We start from the raw sequence: 20,710 nt of genomic DNA on the forward strand, positions 1-20,710 counted from the left end.
CTTAACTTGCTGAATTGTGGGGATATACGGGGTTATATTAGGTTCGTTTTGATTATTGACAAATGAAAACTAAGCGACTTTTTTTTCGCTAGAAAATACTGAGATCACATGTTATGTGTATTATTTGGCCTTGAAAGGTGAGGTTACTTAAGTTTCTGATAGAGAAATGAGTATTTTGGGATGGAACTCTTCTAATGGTACTAAATCAGCGTTTTAATGCGCTTTTCTACAAACATTGCAGCGTTACAGCATTATAAAACTGCGCTTAACGTCTCATTGTTTTAATGGGAATATTGATGATTTACTTTTAAAGCTAACGCTCTGTTTGAGATAGTTACAGATGATAAAGGCATGAATTGCTGATGAATGGCAGGTCCAATTTATTTGCAACACTGCCATTCTCTTATGTCTATAACACCGCTGAACGCTTAGTCTTGATTGTCTAATTGATCGAGTGGAAGCCAGTTGATCGCGACATTCGCTTGCATAAACATCTCTTGGCTAACTTTGATTTTGTCTCCCCAGCGAGAAAGAAAGTCTGGAGTCTGCTCCGGGCAGTTAACCGCAGATATACCGGTTTGAATAATTTTCGCAGCACAGTTTGGGCAAGGGAAGTGTGTTACCCAAATTTCACAACCATCAAGATCTCTTTTGGCAAATAAAATGGCATTTTCTTCTGCATGAAGTGTTTTTAGATACTTCATTTCTCGTTCATCGGTTGAAGCGCTGTCAGAAATACCATGAGGGTAACCATTGAAACCAACGGAGACAATACGGTTCTGTTTCGTTATGACTGCGCCAACTTGCGTTGACGGGTCTTTGCTCCAAGAACCAACTAGTTCAGCCATTTGGTAAAAACGTTGTGCCCATTTTGAAATCATTGGTGCTTCCTCAAAGCGAATTTAAATTTAGTATTTGGTCATAATATCGCACTTTATACCGGGTTAGTATACCCGTCATGCTTGAAATTGTAGGTCAGCGATAGGCTTATTATTGAGTGGTAATTTGAACGTGTATAGCTACGCCTTAAGCCAGTGTTTATACATAGACTGGTCTTTATACATAGAGCAGTCTTTTACAAGAACCTAGTTATGCCCAGAGCAAAGTTATGCCCAGAGCAAAGTTATACCCAGAGCAAAGTTATACTTAGGGATGAAAAAACACCGCTCAATGGAGAGCGGTGTTAGTGTTTCGATTTAGCTTCTATTGTCTAGACTATCGCTGAAAAGTGACCTGTTCAGTTTGAGCTAAATGAATTTGAGTTGTTGCAGGTTGCGTTTCAACAATCACTTTACCGTGTCGGATTGAGTAACGAACAGGGACCTGGCGACGAACAGCATCAAAACCATTTTCAGCAGGCAAAATTAGCAAGCTACCCGGTTTACCTTCCTCAACACCATGTTTGTCTTGGATGTTAAGTGTGCGTGCTGAATTAGTACTGATCAAATCTAGACCGTTATTGATTTGGTCGTAACCCATCACCTGACAAACATGCAGACCCATGTGTAATACTTGCAACATGTTCGCAGTGCCTAGCGGGTACCAAGGGTCGAACACATCGTCATGGCCAAAGCAGACGTTAATGTTAGCATTGAGCATCTCTTTCACTCGAGTCACACCACGACGCTTAGGATAATCATCAAAGCGTCCTTGTAAGTGAATGTTGACCAAAGGGTTAGCGACAAAGTTGATGCCGGACATACGCAATAGGCGGAATAGACGTGATGCGTAAGCACCATTGTAAGAGCCCATCGCTGTTGTATGGCTTGCTGTTACTTTATGGCCCATCTCAAACTTGTGCGCCAAAGCCGCTAGTGTTTCGACAAAACGTGATTGTTCATCATCAATTTCATCACAGTGAACGTCGATCAAACAGTCATATTTTTGTGCAAGCTCAAATACATAATGTAGAGATTCGATGCCATATTCACGAGTAAATTCAAAGTGTGGGATAGCGCCGATAACGTCTGCGCCAATTTTCACCGCTTCTTCAAGTAGTTCCTTGCCGTTCGGGTAAGAAAGAATACCTTCTTGTGGGAATGCTACGATCTGAATATCTACCCACTCCTTCATCTCTTCACGGACTTCAACCATCGCTTTTAGTGCAATCAACGTTGGGTCAGACACATCAACGTGAGTACGAACATGCTGAACGCCGTTAGCGATTTGCCATTTTAGTGTTTGTTTCGCTCGAGACTTAACATCTTCAATAGAAAGTGTTTGTTTACGTTCAGCCCAACGTTCAATACCCTCGAAAAGTGTACCAGAGATGTTCCAACTAGGCTCACCAGCTGTTTGAGTGGTATCGAGGTGAATGTGTGGTTCACAAAATGGAGCGACAGCTAATCCACCTTCAGCATCCAATACGTTGCCGGTGTAGCTCAATTCGACATGGTTTTCTTCAATACGTTTGAATTGACCATCTTCAATCAAAATTTGCTTGAGGCCCTCTTGGCCTTGAAGCGTTGCGTTTTTGATGAGTAATGTTGTCATGATGGTTCCTTACGCTGGTTGCTGAGCCAGAGTTTTTTTATTAATAATTGGGTTGAGAGCTAAGTAGCTAATAGCGCCACCTAGGACGGCATTGAGAGGTACGATGCCAGGAATAAAATGTCCCGCAGCGACGCCAATCGCGACCGCAGCGATACCTGCCCAGTTTACGGTTTGAAACTGTGCATTGGCAAAATCTTTGTAACGTTTACGGTTCATTAAGAAGTCGGCGATGATGACACCACCAATTGGCGGAATAGCGACAGAAAGGAAAGTCAACCAGCCAACAAAGTTATTGTACAACCAAAGTGCGCAAAGTGTACCAATAACGCCATTCGCCATCGACAAATGCTTACTTGGAAGCCCTGTGATGTTCGAAAAGCCTAGGCCTGACGCATAAAGAGCATTGTCGTTAGTTGTCCAGATGTTCAAACCTAAAACGATGATGGCGGGAATAAGTAGACCTTGTGCAATCATCACTTCTGAAATGTCTGATTGGCCTGTTACCGATGCGCCAGCAGCACCAAAAATAAACATGAGAGAGTTACCGATAAAGAACGCGACCATAGTAATCATTACAGCGTTCATAGGTTTTTTGCCAAATCGGACGAAATCAGCGGTTAATGTACCTGCACTCACAAATGAGCCGACTACCATGGCAAGGGCGACTGAAAAATCAATAGGTTGTTCTGGTTCAATGGTTTTTAGCTGTTCAACGCCACCAATGCTATTGATGGCTTCGACAACAGAATAGCCACCTAGAATAGCAATCGCTGGGACGGCGATCGCGGAAAGAATCATCAACGCAGAAATACCAAAGTAAACGGTCGCCGTCATCAAAAGACCAGATAGTACAATCAGAATATTGGTGTCGATGCCAGTTGCCTTATGAACAGGGATGGCGAACATAGCGACGCCAACACCGAACCAACCAACTTGGGTACCACCAAGTAATGCAGAGGGAAGCCATGAGCCTTTAGAGCCAAAAGAGAAACGAGCAAGAAGATGAGTAGAGAGACCAGTTGAAGCGCCGATGTAGCCGAGGAAAGAAGTGTAAATACCGAGAATGAGGTTACCAATGAGAACCGCGAGGAAGAAATCGTTATAAGAAAGTCCGGTACCAAGTGAACCACCTGTCCACATACTTGCAGAGAAAAAAGTGAGCCCCAACATAACCATGGTTAGAGAAGTGACACCTTTTCTGGCTGCCATTGGAACTGGGCCAAGGCTGTAGTTATTGTCCGACGCCATTTATACCTCCACAAAGAAAATTGAATATAGTTCGCAAATTATGGGTAAACGGCGCGTATTATGGTGATGTAAATCTCATAGTCAATGAGTTTTTTGTCAGTAAAATGGTTAATTTTTGCTTTATAAAAACTAATCATTTAAAAACAGTTGGTTAGGTTTATTGTGCTAGTTATATTTTTTCAATGCGCATTCGTTTGCTCTAGCTAATTCGATAACAAATCTTGGTGTAAATGTTCCTAAGGGTGCGTTTTGTTATGAAGTGCCAATAATAGAACGTTGATAGCGAGATTGTCGTGTTTGATCTTTTTGGCAAACGTTGTCGTTCGAGCTTAAAAGATATTGGTTAAGTTAAATAGAGAGCTACGGTGGTTGTCTACGGGTTTGTTGTGGTTTTTGTTGGTTTTATATGGAGTTTGATGTTAAGCGCGCATAATTCTGTGTTAAGTCGATGGGTTACACCTCGAAATTAATAGATAAATTGGATTTCAATATCACGAGGTGAACCAAAGTGGGGGCCTTAACGACAAGCAGAATCTCATGTGCAAAATATTGCTATGGCCTTGAGTGCTCTGACGTAGCTAGCATTGCTGCAATGTTAAGTCATTGGCACCATTTGCCAAATACGAGATCCTACAAGATGGGCATAAAGGTTTCCACTACATCAGGCTATTAGATAGATAGATATGTTGATGCTGTTGAACGGATATCGATGAACAGTGTTATTGCCAGGTAGAAATGAATAGATAAAAAAAGAGCCAACCACAATGTTTGCGATTGGCTTATTTATTCGTGAACAAGATAGGTTCACTAACAACGTCAGTTGGCTAGGTGACCCTCGGCTTAATAAGGGTCGTATTTATACTAGCATGTTATGTGCCAAATTTTATAGTCAGAAAAATGGGCTAAACGTCGAAATTTTGTCGTTTTTTTGTACAATGATTTGCAAATTACAAATGCAAAATGCGAAATTAATATATTTGCTAATGATATATAAGACAGTAAGGGCTCATTTCTCATCCTCAGTGAACTTGAAAATATAAGTAGACGTTATGTAATGAAAGTCCCCTAAGCCCCAATCATTCCCCTTAAATTGAATAGAAGTAATAGAGTTGTGACTTCATTCGGATAATGATGCCGCGGATCACATCCAAGAAGTTAAGGAAACTGATTGGCTTTTCACCACTTACCCACGCCAGTCCAACCGAGCCCACAGGAATATCATAATTGTCGGTCTCTTCTATTTTCAAACGGACAAAGTGGTGTTTGTTTTGTAAGTTTTTACCAGTTGTCGTGCGTACAGAGGGATCGATACCTAATAAGTTACCTTGTGATTCTCCCGTCGCCTCAACGATTCCCTCTACCTGCGCTGAGAATATTTTCCCAGGATAGACAGAAGAGGAAAACTCCGCAGTTTGCCCAGGCTTAATGTTGCGTATTGCTTGGTGATTTACCCGCATAAGCACATATTTTTCATTGGTATACATCTGTATACGTGGCACGTAAGAGACACGCTGACCTTCTCTTAAAATAAAGTTGGTGACAAAACCGTCGGTGGGTGCATAAACCTTAGTGCTGGTGAGATCCCATTGGGCTTTCGCTCGCTTTTCCTGCGCGGTTTGCAGTTCGCTCTCTCTTGTTTTAATCGATAGCTTTGCTTTGTTGATAGCAAGGTTTGCTTTAGTCGCATCAACACGCTTAGTTTCTAGTTGTGATTCAATCGTATCGATATTGTGCATCGCCTTAATGACGGTTGTTTTTTGGCGATCGATATCGCTGGCTGTGATGGTGTTATCAACAACGCGATTTTGCTCTTCATAGCGCTGTAGCATTTTATGCTGTAGCTCATAGTCTGCTTTGGCTGTCTTAAGTTGACTTCGGGTTGTGTTGATGTCTTGCAAGAGAGATTGATAATTTGCGGTTGCAATTTCAACATCTTGATATGAGACATCTAGAGCAACGTGAGCAGATTGTTCCGCAGCAGCAGCCTGATTTAACGCAATTTGATATTGAGTATCATCGATCTCATAGATTAGCTGACCAGCTTTGACATCCTGATTAGGCGAAATATGGATTTTGTCCACTTTCCCAGTAACGTTAGGGGAATCGGGTCTAAGTTGAATATGCGGCGATTGGACCACGGAGCCTCCAGAAAGGTCCATTGGTGTGTAATTTATTAACCCAACCCAGACAAACATTAGCCATGATACGCCCCCCAAATAAGCAAATAATTGAGAAAATTTATTCCACGGCATGCCTACTAAACGCAATAAATATATGAATAGAGCCCATACAGCTAAACCTTCTAACATTATTGTTCCTCCACTTGCGGTTGGTTTTTTTGAGGAGGGGGACTATCTTGTCGCCATGTGTCACGCAAATGGATGATGGCTTTATCAAGGTCAACAAATGCTACAATGACCGCCAGAACCCAAACCCAATGCCAGAGAAAACCAATCCAAGTGAGTGCGGTTATTAAACTAAGCTGATGATGATTTTTGCTGTGTGCTTTATGGATGGGTAATTCGTGAAACTTCCAGAAACCGATGATGACGGCTGCGATGGTCGCGATCATAACAACCGCAGCAATCACGTGTAGTGTGGTATCTACACCCGTTCCAACAAAGGGGACACTCAATAGACTCATTAAGAAAAAAACCTGTTTATAAAATAGGAACTGACTATTGTCGATAAAATTTGCTCGATGTCGTTTTATGTGACAGATTTAGTCAAATACTGCTATTAAACGATTTAATCTGTTATGCAAAAGATTCGATTTATTCGTGCGTTGGGAGTAAGGGATACTCACCTATACACGAAACGACGTTACCAACTAGAACCGAATAGCTTGGGTGTGCCTGACTCTATCTTTGAACAACCCATGACATTAATACCCTTATCGGAAATTAATGTTTGGCTTAACGCACTTGAACAGCATACGAATAATCCAGATATAATTTTGGATTCGACTCAGAGCATCAACCCGAACCAATTTGGATCTTTATCACGTTGGATGATGTCGAGTGTCGATCTCGCATCGACCATTCGGCGCGTAAATTATGGGTTAAATGTACTGCAATCCGGTGCCTTTTTATCCGGTTCGCAAAGTGGCAATATCATAAAATGGACCTACCATAATCCATTTATAGAACCCCACTGCAAAGTACATGATGGCGTTCGCTTAGCGGTGTTTTTAACTAAAGTATTGCGAGAGTACGTAGGGGATAGCTTCTCACCTATGCGAATTATGCTACCGGGTATTCGCCAAAACAGAGAAAAATACACGCAATTTTTTGGCTGTGATGTTGAATGGAACCATACCAATACCGAAGTTTGGTTTCATTCTGATTTGCGATTAACGACTCGTCTGACGAAGACTCAAGATCAGCGTAGGCTATCGCTTAACTTCGCTGATCTTGATGATTTATTTAATATGCCAGAGCCGGAAGATGAGATAAAAACGATCTACGAGATTGTTAATTATAGTTGTCACTATGGGCTACCAACCGTGGAACGAGCATCGAGTCTACTTGGAATGTCTAATCAGCAGTTTCAACGCCGATTGCACAGCTTAGGCATGAGTTTTACCCAAGTTTCCGCCTATGTGCTGAGCAATGCAGCCGTTGCCTTAATGGCGAAAGCAGTGCCGATAGAAGAGATTGCTCGGCGGTTGGGCTACCACTCACTTGCTAGTTTCAACCGGATGTTTAAAAAGCAAAGAGGAGTAACCCCTCAACAGTTTTTACAAAGATTTTATGTCCCGTAAATTGTTATTCGAACCAACGTTCAGGATAGGCTGTGCTGTAGTCTGGGGTCTCAATACCATCAGCAAGATCAGATACAGGTTCTAGTGGCCCCACAACTGTTCGATAGGGCAAAATGCCGGCCCATACCGGAATGTCTAGATCTTTTGCTTCATCATTCACTCCAGAGGCGCCAATTTTTACTGACGCCTCGTTAAGTTGAATGGCTAATAGCGTCGTTGCGCTGAGCTCTTTTTTATTTCCTAAACGAACGTGTTCAATTCGACCTGGGGCGATCTGTTCTAAAAATATATTGAGCAGCCGATCTTTCTCTTTATTGTCATCAATCGTGGCAAATTGGCCATAAATAACGGCAGAACGAAAGTGCGCACTATGATGAAACGCCGAACGAGCAAGTACCCAGCCATCAAATAGGGTAAATGTAAGACAGCAAGATGCTTCATTTTTTAATAATCGCATTAGGCGACTGTTATTAGCGCCATGAACATAAACATGGTTATCAACGCGCCACGCAAGCATAGGAATGACAGTAGGGGTGTTATTCGTCATAACCCCAATATGAGCAATGAGTGATTCATCTATGATGCTATAAAGAGCTTCTTGTTCATAAATGGCCTTATGTGCCCCTTTTTTAATTTCAGTTCGTTTTGTATTTGAAAGCATCGTAGGTTCCCTTTTATTTGTTTGCTATGGCGGTAAAATATCGATATTTTGGTATCAAAATAAGTGCCAATTTCAAATAATACGTGGATCCAATTTTGTCGTTAATTGATGCCAGTGATTTAACTCTTTCAGATTCAGGAAAAAATAAGCAGCAGGCTTTGTTTGATGCTATTCGGCAAAAGATCGTGGCGCAGTTGTGGCCTAAAGGGGCCCGTCTTCCTGCCACAAGAAGGCTTGCGACAGAGCTGGGGATTAGTCGAAATACGGTAATTTTTGCTTACGAGCAACTGTGTGCTGAGGGGTACATAAATAGCCAAAAAGGCTCTGGTTTTTTTGTTGCAGTAGAGCTGCCTGAGACATTCCTCCCCGCGAAAAATACGCCGCCTAGTCCGACACCGAACGATGAAACGTTGAGTTTTAATCAACCGTTTTCACCGGGTGTTCCGGACTTAGCACAATTTCCGATTCAAAAATGGCAACGTTTGGTCGCAAGGCATCATTCACGACGTTTATTGTTAGGAAATCAGTCGATACAAGGTCTTGAAGAATTGAGGGTTGCTCTTTGCGAATACCTTTCTACAAGCCGTTCAGTCCAATGCAGCCCGCAACAAATCATTATTACCTCAGGTGCGCAACAGGCACTGACTATAACAACATTGGCGATAGGGGCTACCCAGCGTCATTTTGCTATGGAACAACCTGGTTATACGCAAATGGTTAAGGTGCTCTCTTTGTTTGGACATTCGTTTGAAACCATTGCGGTTCATCCTCGCCATGGACTTGATATTGATATGTTAAGTCAATCATCCGCGTCGGCGCTATACATTACCCCGAGCAATCAATATCCAATGGGAACGCATTTAGATTTGCCCCAGAGATTACAGTTGATTGAGTGGGCAAAAGCGCGTAACGGCTGGATTATCGAGGATGATTATGACAGTGAATTTCAGTTTTCTCATCGACCTTATCCGAGTCTACAAGGACTCGCAGCTCAGGTCAGTGCAAATGACCGTGTTATCTACATTGGGTCTTTGAGCAAGGTTATGTTCAATGGGTTACGGTTAGGGTACATGATTGTTCCTGAGCATTTAGTGGAGCCTTGTATCGAGATAAAAGATGCATTAACTGGAGATTCACCGACACATACACAAGCAGCCTTGGCTGATTTCATTGCAAGTGGGGAGTTAATTAGGCATGTGCGAAAAATGCGTCGTGTGTACAAAGAAAAGTATCTCGCAATGGAAAGGGCGATCACAAAACATTTTGCGGATCAGGTTGAAATTATTAGCCAACCAGCGGGGCTTCATATCACTTTTCGCTGGACTCAGGGGCCAAGGGAACAGGATTTTGTTGAAAGCGCATTAGCGCAGGGGATAACGATAAGACCGCTGAGTTATTATGAGAGTGCAGCGCCAGAAAAACGAACTTGGCAGGCAGTCATATTAGGCTTTGGAAATGTCGCACTTGAACAAATCGAGCCAATAATTAAAACATTGGCTCGATTATTTTCGCATTAAGAATCAGTGGTTGGAGTCATGTAAGTTGAGCGCCATTTTCCCCATGGGAGTAACAGAATACCGAAAATACTGAGTGCATAGAGCATCGACCAACCAAGACATAAAAAGACGATCGTACATAATATCAAGGCGATGACAGCGAGTGCTCGACTTAAGCCTGTGAGTAGTTTCACCGCGGCAACCATTGCGAGTAGATAAATCAATACGAAAACGCTGTTGGCGAGTTTGACAAAAAATTCGAGATCTAAATTTGAAAGTGCGCCTGCTACACAGGAAAAGGTTAATACAGCTCCGATTGCAAAAGTGGCGTTTGCTGGTACCCCTCGAGATGATAATCGCGCCATACCACTACCGGGACGGTAGTCTCGTGCTTGTGCCCAAAGCATACGAGCAAGGCTTTGTGTGTATAAGTTGATGCTAGCAAAGCAAGCAGAGAAGCCTAAGACGCTAATGAGTAGCTTAAACTCAGGACCAAATAATTGCTCTGAAAGCCAGGGAATGGATGCCGTATCGAATTCCGGTGTCCCATAAGCACCAAATTTTAAAATGACAACAGAGCATGCCCAATACACAGCTCCTGCGACGAAGCTTCCAATAATGATTGCGATAGGAAAATCTCGTTGTGGGTTTTTAAACTCTTCTCCCATGTGGGCAAATGCTTCAATGCCGACAAAGCACCAAAACATGACAGCAAGGGCTGCACCAATTTTTGCCCCCTCATCAAAGCTTAAAGTGGGCATAGTGATATCTTGAGGCGTGATATCTCCACGAATCCAAAAACTGATGACCAAAGCAAAAATACTCAGAGCGATCCCCATTTGTAATCGACCTGAGGATTTGCTTCCGGCTAAGCTGACAAGCATGAGCAATGCGATAGTTAATACCTGCGCTATCAGTGGTGAGTCGAGCCCTGAGGGTAATAATTGCTGTAAAAAACCGCCGGTAAGCGCAATCGCAGCGGGTACACCGACAGGAATAATACTCATAAATAGCCATGCGACACTTTTTTCGAGCTTTTGATTAAAAGCTTGGCGAACAAAGAATGCGGTTCCGCCGGCATTGGGATAGGACTTACCCAATTTGGCAAAGGTGAGTGCGATGGGACAAATAGCGACGAAAAGTAGCAACCACGCCCAAAGAGAATATTGGCCGGCAATACCTGCAACAATAGCGGGTACCATGAACAATCCAGTTCCTAATAATGTCGTTGAAAGTTGACCTATTCCGGACTGCAAAGTGATTTCTTGTTTTAACTGGCTCATTCCTTAAGCTCCATAATGAATACAGCCAATTGATTGACCGGACCGTTTTGATAGCTTACAGAAATGAGCTGCAGCAATCAGCCCGTAATTCGTCTAAGTTTGACGACACTATGACGGTAATCTCATTAATTTCCCGGCAAAGTGACATCGTATTTACTACGGGAAAAATAAATAAGGCTTAAGTAACAACTAATTACGTGACATGGGTATATACGCAAAAATTGAGGTAACATGGATTACTATTCAATTTACTTAATAATATGTTCATTGAGTTATCCTCAAGCGTCTGCAGCGATTTAGATGGTTTTCAATGGACGACTTTACGTAAAAAACAAGTGGCGCAGAAAGAATAGTTGTAGAAACAAGTTACATAAATAACGGATTATCCAGAGATAGAGGGAAGTTACATGGATAAGTTTGATTGTGAAATTGTCGAAATACTCAAACATAATGCGCGATCCTCGGTAAGCGAGATCGCACGCCAAGTCAATTTATCACGCTCAGCCGTGACAGCAAGAATTCAAAAACTTGAGCAGGAACGTATCATTTTGGGTTATCACGCGAGTTTGGCTAAACCGGAGAATAAAGATCCGATTAAAGCGTATTTGGCACTGAAATTTGATACATCTAGTTCAACACAACATTGTGAGTCTTACGCACAGGCTATATATAAGATCGATGGAGTAAAATGGTGCCACGCCATCAGTGGCGAAACGGATATGATGCTGTATGTTGAAGCTCCTAGTATGAATCGGCTAAACCAGATTCGAGATGAACTGCAATTGATTCCTGAGTTGCACCAGTTAATGACGCACACTGTTTTGACGGAGTTTTTTAATACGCTTAATGATGTTAAATAATCTTAATTTAAACCTATTACGTTCATTGCATGTATTGCTTGAAGAATGCCATGTTAGTCGTGCGGCGGAGCGTCTACATCTGACACAGTCTGCGGTCAGCCGTCAACTTGCTCAATTACGAGAACTATGTGCAGACCCTTTGTTAGTTAGGGCGGGAAACCGACTGGTGCCAACGCCTAGAGCCATCGCTATTCAAACGAAACTCAATATTCTTTTAGGCGAATTTGATCAGATATTGAATGAAAAACCGTTCGATCCTCAAACTTGGCAGCAGGAGTTTGTCATTTCATCAAGCGACTATGTTGCGCAGTATATTATTCCAGATGTTGCGTGTGTGATTACCCAGCAGGCTCCTTTAGTGAACCTCGCATATCGGCTCTGGCAGCCTGAGTTTTTAGATCAATTTCATGAATCTGGAATTCATCTAGCATCGACTATGCTGGCCGATAAGCCCGCCAATGTAACGAGTATTAAGATTGGACAAGATAAGTCATTTTGCTTGATGCGCAAGGATCATCCACTTAATCAAAAGCGTTCGTTAAGCTGCGAAGATTTGGTGCGATATCCTCACGTGAAAGTGACTGGCGGAGGTGATAAAGACACTAATGTTGACCTCGCGTTGCGATCTGAGGGGTTTACCCGTCGGATTGGACTAAAAGTGCCGTTTTTTTCTGCCGCAGTGAATGCATTATTGTCCGGCGATTACTTAATGGTCGTTCCTGAACATATCGCAATTAACTTAGCAAAAAACGCTGATTTGATTCATTATTCGCTGCCGTTTGATACGCCATTCCAACAGTATTGGCTGCTCTGGCATCCGAAATACGACAACGATAAAGCTCATCAATGGATGCGTTCTCAACTCCTCTATGCACTGCAGACCTCGAGTTATTCAATTGGTATGATTTGAAATCATAATGGGTATGATAAACTTCAATTTCATTTCATGGCTATAGCAGTTTATTTTGATACTCTCAAAATTTAAGTAATGGATCCCTAAATAATGACGTTCACAATTTGGCTCTCTCTTTTTGCTGTATGCTTACTCGGTGCCATGTCACCGGGGCCAAGCCTCGCGATAATCGCGAAACATAGTCTTGCTAGTGGGCGAAAACATGGCCTAGCGACCGCATGGGCGCACGCATTTGGTATTGGGGTCTATGCTTTTATTACCCTAATAGGATTAGCGGTAGTTTTACAACAATCACCACTGCTATTTAAAAGCATTAGTTATGCAGGTGCTGCTTATCTCGCCTACCTTGGTTACAACGCATTGCGTTCAAAAGGAGGGGTGGCAGCTAAATTAGAATCCGGCGAAGAAACCAGCATTTGGCAATCAGCGAAAGAAGGCTTGTTTATCTCGTTATTGAGTCCAAAAATCTCTCTGTTTTTTATTGCTCTATTTAGCCAGTTTGTTGCCGTAGGTGATACATTTGCCAGTAAATCTATTATAGTCCTTACTCCTTTAGTGGTGGATGGGTTATGGTACTCATTAATTACGTTTTTATTATCGAGTCCTCGGTTGATTGATAAAATACGCAGCCGAGCTCAGCTTATAGATAGGCTATCTGGAGCTGTATTGATCCTGTTGGCTTTACGTGTAGTGATGACGGTGTAAAGAATGATTAGATTAGCAGTAATTGGTACCAACTGGATTACCGATCAGTTCATTGATGCAGCTTTGCAAAGTGAAGAATATCAGTTAGTGGCGGTGTACTCTCGACATATTGAAAGTGCGAGAGTCTTTGCTGACAAATATGACTCACCACAACTATTTGATGATTTAGAAGCGCTGGCCAAATGTGAAGATGTTGACGTTGTGTATATCGCCAGCCCGAACTCTTTACATGCACCACAAGCGATTCAAATGATGCAGGCAGGGAAACATGTCATTTGTGAAAAACCGATGGCGGCTAATTACGCGCTGGCAAAACAAATGTTTGCCGTCGCTGAGCAAAACAATGTCATCTTGTTTGAAGCATTTATGTCACCACATTCGCCAAATTTTCGAATGCTCAAATCGCAGATGGAACAAATAGGGCCAATGCGAGCAGCATTTATCTCTTACTGCCAATATTCTTCACGCTATCCTAAATATTTAGCGGGGGAGAATCCGAATACGTTTAATCCTGAGTTTGCCAATGGATCTATTATGGACATAGGTTTTTATTGTCTAGGTGCTGCGGTCGAGTTATTTGGCAAGCCGCAGACTGTGAGAGCGCAAGCTCAGCTGCTTGATTCAGGTGTGGATGGTTGTGGTAGTGTACTACTGGGTTATGATGGGTTTGATGTCGTATTGCAGCATTCAAAAACCAGCAACTCGTATCTTGCCAGTGAATTTCAAGGTGAAGAGGGCGCATTGCTCATGGATATGATCGCCACGGGAAAAACGCTGACAAAAGTCACTCGTAGCGGAAAGCGTGTTGATTTGACCGTTGCACAGAATACCAACCCAATGTTCTATGAAGCTGAGTTTTTTGCACAACAGTTTAAACAGCAGCGAATTGATGGTGTGTATATGCAACGCTCGTTAATCGTTGCAGAGTTATTAACAGAAATACGTCGTCAGACAGGGGTTATTTTCCCTAGCGACGAAAGATAGAGAGAAAGTAATGCAAGCTGAAGTGAAATGGGTCGATGGTTTTAAGTTTTTAGGTCAGTCCCAATCAGGTCATTCTATTGTGATGGATGGCAGTGGTGGTGCGACGGCTCCGAGCCCAATGGAGATGGTATTGATGGCGGCTGGTGGTTGCAGCTCTGTTGATGTGGTTGATGGATTAAAAGAAGCCGGCCAACAAGTCACGGGTTGTGTTGCGAAGTTAACAACCGAGCGTCGTGAAACCGCCCCTCGAATTTTCACTCATGTGAATATTCATTTTGAAGTGTCGGGGATCAACCTTGATGAGAGTGCGGTTGAAAAAGTGACAGCAGACTCTTTAGAAAAATATTGCTCAGTGTGCTTAATGCTGGGTAAAGGCGTTGAAATGACGCACAGTTGGGCAATTGTTTAGTCTGGACACTAACTGAATGTGATGTAACCGGGCTATGGCCCGGTTTTTTTATAACTTCTTTTGGTGTTAACTCATTTTAAATTATTTTCGAGAGAGACTCGCGTGTTTATAAGTCATCGTTTTACCATTGCTGGTGTTGCGGCTATCTTGCTTTGGAGTTGTGTCGCTGGATTTACTCGCAGCGTGGCTGAAATGTTAGGGCCGGTTGGTGGTGTTGCTGCAATCTATAGTGTAGCGGCACTGTTTCTTGTGTTGGTCATGGGGGTACCTAAGCTAAAAAATTACTCATTACGTTATGTTGTTATTGGTGGTGGGTTGTTTGTGGCTTATGAAATGTGTTTTGCCTTGGCGCTAGCTATGGCGAATGATCGTCAACAAATGTTAGAAATGCTGGTTATCAACTATTTATGGCCAGCGTTGACGGTTCTGTTTGCCGTACTTTTGAGTAAGAAAAAAACCAATTTATTGGTCTATCCAAGTATCGCTATCGCATTTTTTGGCGTGACATGGAGCATCACTGGTGATTCAGGGCTTTCGATTGAGCAGATCTCTGCGAATGTCGCCACCAACCCCGTGACTTATTTTATGGCGGCGTTTGGCGCAATATTATGGGCAATATATTGCAATTTAACCAAGCGCATGTCTGGTGGACAAAATGCAATAACCTTGTTTTTTATTATGACCGCTATTTCTCTATGGATTAAGTATGCATTGAGCCATGAGCCACCGATGACGTTAACTTGGCAAGCGAGCGGAATGTTACTGATTGCGGGTATTTTTATGGGCAGTGGTTACGCACTGTGGAACTACGCAATTATCGGTGGAAACATGATGTTATTAGCCACTCTGTCTTATTTTACACCTATTCTCTCAACGTTTATCTCTTCGTTGATTTTGGGGGTTGTGTTAACTCAAAGCTTTATTCAAGGAGTGGTACTTGTCACCATTGGATCATTGCTTTGTTGGTGGGTCACTCGAGAGAAAGGCCCCACTCAAAATGATGATGCTATTCAACAAAGCGAACGATGATTTTCAACAGAAAGTCTCAAAAGTTAATACCTAAAGTCATTAGGTAGAAAATCACCAATGGATGTCAATGGGAGTGCCTACTTTAACCAGTTGAAGTAGTTCATCCATTTCAGCATTGGTGATCGCGATACACCCATCCGTCCAATCAAAACTCTGAATATAGGATTGCGATAGTTTTTCGTCTAAACGAATCCCATGGATCTTTATATTGCCGCCTGGGCTAACATTGAGACGCTGAGCATAGCTTTTATCTAATTCATTTGGGTAACTGATATGTATTGATCGGTAAAATTCAGAATCATCCATAATAAAATCGAGATAGTAACGTCCTTCAGGAGTTCGCTGATCCCCTTCTCGAACTTTGTGCCCACGAGGTTGCTTACCTAAGGCAATGCGAAACTCGCGAACCACTCGATTATCATCCATTAGATACATTCGACGTTTAGATTTATCTACCTTAATAATATCAATATCAGCCACACACTGATTGGTAAATATAACGCCCATAGCCAAAACAAGTATTCTTATCACGGTGTTCTCTGTTCTTTTTTTTGTGGATTCTAATACAACTACAGTGTGAATTTAAGTATGGCCTAAGTTTCATAATCTTGAAGACTTTTGTGGGGTAAATGCCAATACGCTTAAAGTCATTTTGGAAATGGGATCAATAAAATGCTGTTTGTTTCATGTAATTGAGTGTTATTTAACCTGATATGCGAGTGGGTTAACGTGCCATCTATCTTTTGTTTGATTGCCTGAGGTGAGCTGATAATTTTATAACGCAAAATTATAATATAAGGTCTAGGTTGAATGTTTTCGCGTGAATTACTTAAAAATATCATGGCTGCGAGAAATCATGGTTTTCTTGCGGACTTGCTATTTAAATGCGCTTACGAATTAATTGAACCTGAGGCTATGGTGTTTTTTTCGCAGTCTCGCCATCAAGGTCAAACTGCTTTGTTCCATAGCGGAGTGCCAACAGAGTTAGCCCATTATCCTCAAACGTTCTGGACGTGGGTTGCCCAGTTTGATACTTCTGACGGCCTAATTCCTCTCGCAATGAACAATTTTCAATGGGACTATGATTTGGTCATTGATACCAATACCTACGTATTTATGATCGATAATCATCCTGAAAAACGAACCTACATCGTGTTTGAAAATGTGAATTCTGAGCGGCTACAAACAGTGAGTCAGGATAAAACATTAGATATCTTGCAAATATTTGCAGCGCGTTGGCAGTGCGTTCGGGCTGAAAGTGATGCGTCCAAAGAGTTTAAGCAAAGAGATATTAAAGAAGCAAAGTACTTAGACGTTATTCAACAGCGTGAACGTTTTATAGATAACATGAAGTTAGTCCATAAAGTGGCGATTGAAATATCAAACCCTAGCAACCTAGATGAGTTACACAAAATGGCGGTAGAAGCGATTCGAGATCGGCTCAGATTTGATCGCGCTGTTTTTATGTTACTTGATCTTAAAAAACGTTGTTTTAGTGGGACATATGGGACAGATGAAAAGGGGACCACGATCAGTGAACATCACACACAGTATGATTTACACCAGCTAGAAGAAACTTACATTGATGCACTTTTTGATGGTAAAGAGGGATTAATCATTGTTGAAGATGCGCCACTCTATACTGCCGGAAAAGTGATCGGTCAAGGTTGGAATGGCATGCTCATTTTGCGTGATGGTGATGAAATCATAGGTTGGATAGCAATAGATAATTACATTAATCGCGCAAAAATCACTTTTTATGAACAACAGATGCTGGAGTCATTTGGGTCATTACTTTCTCAAATTTATATCCGCAAACGTCAGGAACAAAACGTGAGAATGCTGCATGCTAGCATGGTTGAATTATCACGCTGTATAACCGTACGAGATGTCTGTAAATCAGCGGTTACCTTTGCTATCAATCATCTCGGTATTGACAGATTAGCGGTCTTTTTAACCGACGAAGAGTGTTCATATATGCAAGGTTCGTGGGGGACGGATATACAAGGTAATGTTGTGGATGAATCTTATTATCGTTCTGAAACCCATGACCGTCCTATTGTAAATGCGGCTCGTGCTAACCCAAATGAAGTGGTCTTTGAAGAATCAGTGCCGATCTATCATGATTGTCATATTGTCGGGTTTGGCTGGACAGCAATGACCATGCTAACGAGCAGTCGTGGTAATCCCATAGCATTTATTGCAGCAGATAACCTGATTCGCCGTTCTCCCTTAACGCAGCAATTGCGTGAAGTGATAAAAATGTTTGCGTCAAACCTAACTGAAGTGTTGCTTCGCACACGAGCGCAAGAGGCCGTTCTCACAATGAATGAAACTTTAGAGGAAGACGTTAAAGCTCGTACACGCGATCTACAAAAAGCCAATGAACAACTTGAAGTGATGTCTAAAATTGATCCATTAACCCGGCTAGGGAACCGACGTATGCTTGAATCGTTATTGGCTGATATCCAAATGAACCCTAAGCCGATAGCCACGAATTACGGTTTGATTCTCGTCGATATTGATCATTTTGGTTTTTACAATAACCACTACGGCCATATGCAAGGGGATCAGGTCTTAAAGCGTATTGGAAAGCTCTTAAGTTTTCATGCAAAAAGCGTAAATGATGCTTTCTGTCGAATTGGTGGCGAAGAATTTGCGTTATTAATCATCAATCATTCGTCGGAACAAATGTTGACCCTCTCAGAACGTATTCGCACCAGCATTGAAGATGAAGCGATAGAGCATGCTGAAAGTGATACAGCATCGGTTGTTACCGTATCTGTCGGTTATACGTTATTAGAATTGCTGCCGACAGATTTTAACTTCGACTTACTTTATAACTATGCAGATAAGGCATTGTATAAAGCTAAACATCAAGGTCGCAATCAGGTAATGAGTTACTGCGTCAACACCGATCCGGAACTCATATTGACAACGTGACGATACAAAAAAAGTAGCCTTAGGCTACTTTTTTTATGTTATGGCGTAATTGAAAAAATATCTCGAGAGTTAAATCCGATCTCACGAAGAGCTTCAATCGCTTCTTGGCGACTATCAGCCCATACCTCTAATGGAACAATCCGTTCACCATTAAAGTAGAGAATGACATACAGTGCGCTCTGTTCAATTTTTTTTATGGCAGACATCATACCTCCAACGCTGGTTATCACGGTCAAAACTACCGAAGGTGAAAGGCCATTGTGCTTACCAACTACAATTTGGGTAGTGTTGGTGTATCACTCATTTTCGAACGCGATATTCTATCCGCTTTTTTAATAAGTTTAAGCAGTTTTGTCGAACTCCACTCACTTTCTTTTATAGAATAGTGATTTTCTTGCATTTTGTTCAGTTCTGATTCGATTTCAGTTCGCATTTCTTCGCTAATTTGGCGATTACGTAACCATTGTGCAGCGCAATACTGAGTCTGAATGATATCCCCATGCGTGATCGCTTGGTGAAGTTGCTGTGCGTGTGAACTCAATTTTGTATTTGAAGTCGGTGTACTAGCTTGATTCACATTCGGTTTGCGCACTGCATAAATGAGCGTAAGTACCCATAATAGGGCAAAACCGCCAGTCAAATAAGGCCAATACCCCGCATCTTTAACTACGACGGTTTCTGTTGGTGCTGGAGGTGCAATATTGCTTGGCGCATTAATGACATCACCTGGGCCAACCTCAATCGTGAGCCCAGTGAGTTGTGAGCTTTGCTGTTTCTTCAGTTTACTGTTCCACCAATTTAGCTTGACGGAGTTTAACTCGAATGTTCCCTCTTTTTGAGGGATCAGCACCTGTTTCACTTTCATCAGGGTGTTGCCGTTCTCCAATTGTGTAAACTGAGGTTTTTCAGCGTAGACACGCACACTATCGGGGTAGTTGATGGTGATATTTGGATAACGTTCAGCATTTAGGCCATTAATTTCTAAGCTCAACTCACGTGTTAATGAGTCGCCGACCTTAGTTTTTAAGCTCTTCGTTTCAACGATATGACCGCTACTATCACGCCATTCTTGGGTTAGTGTCAGTTTGTCAGTTGGAAGCCAAGCTCCTTGATAGTCCTCTGGTTTTTTGTTTACAGTAATCGTGAATTTTTCAGGTGTCGTATTGACAGGAATGAGGCTGGTTACACCAGTTTGGTTGTCGGCATAGACAACGCTGCCTTTGAAAGCCGATCCCGTTAATGTGTAATTCCCTGGAGCATCAGCAGTGATTAAGTATGTTTGGTCTAAAACAGTGACTTCCATACCATCAAGAACACTTTGATATTGTTTAGGTTCACCTTGTTGAGCAATGGATATCCCCTCAACATGTGGCGGGATCACTTTTGGATCTTGTAGGCGGCGAGGATCGGCTTTAATGATAAGTCGAGTCTTCAGATAGGCGCTTTCGTTCGGATAAAGGTTCGTGCGGCTGAGCTCGTTGTACACTTGTACTAAGTCATCCGATTTCGGCTGGTTCTTATCTGCTGTAACTTGTATTGATATCGGCTGAGAACTCGCACCATTTAGCTTAAATGCAGGGATCGTGACTTGCCCAAGAGACTGCGCCGCAAGCGAAATATTCCATTCACTGCGCACAGAGCGATCACCATTGATGATATTGATAGAACTACCAAAGCTCGGTCTACCGAGATAGAAGTCTTTTTGTAATACGCTAAAATCAATATCATCAGATGATGCTTTTTCATCCGCGACAATTCGTAGTTGGAAAACTTCATTTTTTGCGACTTTGTTTTTACTTACACTGGCTAAAATCGTCGTTGCCATCACCGCAGGGCTAATGAGGGCTAACGTCAGCGTGAGTACACTGTATAAATTAATCATTCGGCGCATTTTCGTTACCATTTTAATGCCTATTTCTACAC

The 20,710-nt window shown here is 42.2% G+C and carries 19 protein-coding genes; 9 read left to right on the top strand and 10 right to left on the bottom strand.

Going from position 1 to position 20,710, the window contains the following annotated elements:
* Window positions 1-428: 428 nt before the first annotated feature.
* The 5 genes from DZ860_RS01230 to DZ860_RS01250 all read right to left on the bottom strand — a co-directional run bounded on the left by DZ860_RS01230 (window position 429) and on the right by DZ860_RS01250 (window position 6,385).
* Window positions 429-881, bottom strand: coding sequence for a dCMP deaminase family protein (locus DZ860_RS01230; RefSeq protein WP_120029090.1), 453 nt, complete (start codon window positions 879-881; stop codon window positions 429-431).
* A gap of 334 nt (window positions 882-1,215) precedes the next feature.
* Entirely contained in the window at window positions 1,216-2,493 is a 1,278-nt protein-coding gene (locus DZ860_RS01235) for a cytosine deaminase (RefSeq protein WP_120029091.1), read from the bottom strand.
* Window positions 2,494-2,502: 9 nt separating this feature from the next.
* The gene (codB, locus tag DZ860_RS01240; protein WP_120029092.1) at window positions 2,503-3,741 is read right to left on the bottom strand and encodes a cytosine permease; all 1,239 of its coding nucleotides are present in this window, start codon (window positions 3,739-3,741) and stop codon (window positions 2,503-2,505) included.
* Window positions 3,742-4,826: 1,085 nt separating this feature from the next.
* A complete protein-coding gene (locus tag DZ860_RS01245) occupies window positions 4,827-6,050 on the bottom strand; it encodes an HlyD family secretion protein (RefSeq protein ID WP_120029093.1) in 1,224 nt (407 codons plus the stop codon).
* Window positions 6,050-6,385: an MFS transporter gene (locus DZ860_RS01250; RefSeq protein ID WP_120029094.1), complete on the bottom strand. Its 336-nt coding sequence runs from the start codon at window positions 6,383-6,385 to the stop codon at window positions 6,050-6,052. The genes DZ860_RS01245 and DZ860_RS01250 overlap by 1 nt, the downstream gene beginning before the upstream one ends.
* A 114-nt stretch (window positions 6,386-6,499) precedes the next feature.
* On the opposite strand from DZ860_RS01250, the gene DZ860_RS01255 reads away from it, so the two are divergent.
* On the top strand, window positions 6,500-7,504 hold the full coding sequence (locus DZ860_RS01255) for an AraC family transcriptional regulator (protein WP_120029095.1): 1,005 nt from the start codon (window positions 6,500-6,502) through the stop codon (window positions 7,502-7,504).
* A gap of 4 nt (window positions 7,505-7,508) precedes the next feature.
* Here the strand turns inward: DZ860_RS01255 and DZ860_RS01260 are convergent, their stop codons facing one another.
* Window positions 7,509-8,165: a pyridoxamine 5'-phosphate oxidase family protein gene (locus DZ860_RS01260; RefSeq protein WP_120029096.1), complete on the bottom strand. Its 657-nt coding sequence runs from the start codon at window positions 8,163-8,165 to the stop codon at window positions 7,509-7,511.
* Window positions 8,166-8,260: 95 nt separating this feature from the next.
* Between DZ860_RS01260 and pdxR the strand changes: the two genes are divergently transcribed.
* Window positions 8,261-9,682 (top strand): MocR-like pyridoxine biosynthesis transcription factor PdxR, encoded by a 1,422-nt coding sequence (gene pdxR, locus DZ860_RS01265; RefSeq protein WP_120029097.1) that lies wholly within the window; start codon window positions 8,261-8,263, stop codon window positions 9,680-9,682.
* On the opposite strand, the gene yjeH is transcribed toward pdxR, so the two are convergent.
* Window positions 9,679-10,944 (bottom strand): L-methionine/branched-chain amino acid transporter, encoded by a 1,266-nt coding sequence (gene yjeH, locus DZ860_RS01270; RefSeq protein ID WP_120029098.1) that lies wholly within the window; start codon window positions 10,942-10,944, stop codon window positions 9,679-9,681. The genes pdxR and yjeH overlap by 4 nt on opposite strands.
* Before the next feature lie 407 nt (window positions 10,945-11,351).
* Between yjeH and DZ860_RS01275 the strand changes: the two genes are divergently transcribed.
* The 6 genes from DZ860_RS01275 (at window position 11,352) to yddG (ending at window position 15,844) form a co-directional block, all read left to right on the top strand.
* Window positions 11,352-11,804, top strand: coding sequence for an Lrp/AsnC family transcriptional regulator (locus DZ860_RS01275; protein WP_120029099.1), 453 nt, complete (start codon window positions 11,352-11,354; stop codon window positions 11,802-11,804).
* Complete coding sequence (locus DZ860_RS01280) at window positions 11,794-12,714, top strand: LysR family transcriptional regulator (RefSeq protein ID WP_207890590.1); 921 nt, start codon at window positions 11,794-11,796, stop codon at window positions 12,712-12,714. Before DZ860_RS01275 ends, DZ860_RS01280 begins: the two co-directional genes overlap by 11 nt.
* Window positions 12,715-12,807: 93 nt before the next feature.
* Window positions 12,808-13,422: a LysE family translocator gene (locus tag DZ860_RS01285; RefSeq protein ID WP_120029101.1), complete on the top strand. Its 615-nt coding sequence runs from the start codon at window positions 12,808-12,810 to the stop codon at window positions 13,420-13,422.
* A 3-nt stretch (window positions 13,423-13,425) separates the two neighbouring features.
* The gene (locus DZ860_RS01290) at window positions 13,426-14,406 is read left to right on the top strand and encodes a Gfo/Idh/MocA family protein (RefSeq protein WP_120029102.1); all 981 of its coding nucleotides are present in this window, start codon (window positions 13,426-13,428) and stop codon (window positions 14,404-14,406) included.
* A 10-nt stretch (window positions 14,407-14,416) separates the two neighbouring features.
* Window positions 14,417-14,815: an OsmC family protein gene (locus tag DZ860_RS01295; protein ID WP_120029103.1), complete on the top strand. Its 399-nt coding sequence runs from the start codon at window positions 14,417-14,419 to the stop codon at window positions 14,813-14,815.
* 108 nt (window positions 14,816-14,923) lie between these two features.
* A complete protein-coding gene (gene yddG, locus DZ860_RS01300) occupies window positions 14,924-15,844 on the top strand; it encodes an aromatic amino acid DMT transporter YddG (RefSeq protein ID WP_439333092.1) in 921 nt (306 codons plus the stop codon).
* A 51-nt stretch (window positions 15,845-15,895) separates the two neighbouring features.
* Here the strand turns inward: yddG and DZ860_RS01305 are convergent, their stop codons facing one another.
* On the bottom strand, window positions 15,896-16,351 hold the full coding sequence (locus DZ860_RS01305) for a L,D-transpeptidase family protein (protein ID WP_120029105.1): 456 nt from the start codon (window positions 16,349-16,351) through the stop codon (window positions 15,896-15,898).
* A gap of 303 nt (window positions 16,352-16,654) precedes the next feature.
* Between DZ860_RS01305 and DZ860_RS01310 the strand changes: the two genes are divergently transcribed.
* Window positions 16,655-18,787, top strand: a complete 2,133-nt coding sequence (locus tag DZ860_RS01310) for a GGDEF domain-containing protein (RefSeq protein ID WP_120029106.1) — start codon at window positions 16,655-16,657, stop codon at window positions 18,785-18,787.
* A gap of 38 nt (window positions 18,788-18,825) precedes the next feature.
* Here the strand turns inward: DZ860_RS01310 and DZ860_RS24350 are convergent, their stop codons facing one another.
* Window positions 18,826-18,993 carry a hypothetical protein gene (locus DZ860_RS24350; RefSeq protein ID WP_165862825.1) on the bottom strand — a complete coding sequence of 56 codons (168 nt, stop codon included), beginning with the start codon at window positions 18,991-18,993 and terminating at the stop codon, window positions 18,826-18,828.
* 65 nt (window positions 18,994-19,058) lie between these two features.
* Complete coding sequence (locus DZ860_RS01315) at window positions 19,059-20,678, bottom strand: BatD family protein (RefSeq protein ID WP_207890577.1); 1,620 nt, start codon at window positions 20,676-20,678, stop codon at window positions 19,059-19,061.
* Window positions 20,679-20,710 lie beyond the last annotated feature (32 nt).

The organism is Vibrio sinensis (assembly GCF_003605645.1).
Lineage (GTDB): Bacteria > Pseudomonadota > Gammaproteobacteria > Enterobacterales > Vibrionaceae > Vibrio > Vibrio sinensis.

What these genes read in the sequence shown, in the direction of transcription:
- DZ860_RS01230 (WP_120029090.1), bottom strand. Translation starts at nt 881, where the DNA reads ATGATTTCAAAATGGGCACAACGTTTTTACCAAATGGCTGAACTAGTT.
- DZ860_RS01235 (WP_120029091.1), bottom strand. Translation starts at nt 2,493, where the DNA reads ATGACAACATTACTCATCAAAAACGCAACGCTTCAAGGCCAAGAGGGC.
- codB (WP_120029092.1), bottom strand. Translation starts at nt 3,741, where the DNA reads ATGGCGTCGGACAATAACTACAGCCTTGGCCCAGTTCCAATGGCAGCC.
- DZ860_RS01245 (WP_120029093.1), bottom strand. Translation starts at nt 6,050, where the DNA reads ATGTTAGAAGGTTTAGCTGTATGGGCTCTATTCATATATTTATTGCGT.
- DZ860_RS01250 (WP_120029094.1), bottom strand. Translation starts at nt 6,385, where the DNA reads ATGAGTCTATTGAGTGTCCCCTTTGTTGGAACGGGTGTAGATACCACA.
- DZ860_RS01255 (WP_120029095.1), top strand. Translation starts at nt 6,500, where the DNA reads ATGCAAAAGATTCGATTTATTCGTGCGTTGGGAGTAAGGGATACTCAC.
- DZ860_RS01260 (WP_120029096.1), bottom strand. Translation starts at nt 8,165, where the DNA reads ATGCTTTCAAATACAAAACGAACTGAAATTAAAAAAGGGGCACATAAG.
- yjeH (WP_120029098.1), bottom strand. Translation starts at nt 10,944, where the DNA reads ATGAGCCAGTTAAAACAAGAAATCACTTTGCAGTCCGGAATAGGTCAA.
- DZ860_RS01275 (WP_120029099.1), top strand. Translation starts at nt 11,352, where the DNA reads ATGGATAAGTTTGATTGTGAAATTGTCGAAATACTCAAACATAATGCG.
- DZ860_RS01280 (WP_207890590.1), top strand. Translation starts at nt 11,794, where the DNA reads ATGTTAAATAATCTTAATTTAAACCTATTACGTTCATTGCATGTATTG.
- DZ860_RS01285 (WP_120029101.1), top strand. Translation starts at nt 12,808, where the DNA reads ATGACGTTCACAATTTGGCTCTCTCTTTTTGCTGTATGCTTACTCGGT.
- DZ860_RS01290 (WP_120029102.1), top strand. Translation starts at nt 13,426, where the DNA reads ATGATTAGATTAGCAGTAATTGGTACCAACTGGATTACCGATCAGTTC.
- DZ860_RS01295 (WP_120029103.1), top strand. Translation starts at nt 14,417, where the DNA reads ATGCAAGCTGAAGTGAAATGGGTCGATGGTTTTAAGTTTTTAGGTCAG.
- DZ860_RS01305 (WP_120029105.1), bottom strand. Translation starts at nt 16,351, where the DNA reads ATGGGCGTTATATTTACCAATCAGTGTGTGGCTGATATTGATATTATT.
- DZ860_RS01310 (WP_120029106.1), top strand. Translation starts at nt 16,655, where the DNA reads ATGTTTTCGCGTGAATTACTTAAAAATATCATGGCTGCGAGAAATCAT.
- DZ860_RS24350 (WP_165862825.1), bottom strand. Translation starts at nt 18,993, where the DNA reads ATGTCTGCCATAAAAAAAATTGAACAGAGCGCACTGTATGTCATTCTC.
- DZ860_RS01315 (WP_207890577.1), bottom strand. Translation starts at nt 20,678, where the DNA reads ATGCGCCGAATGATTAATTTATACAGTGTACTCACGCTGACGTTAGCC.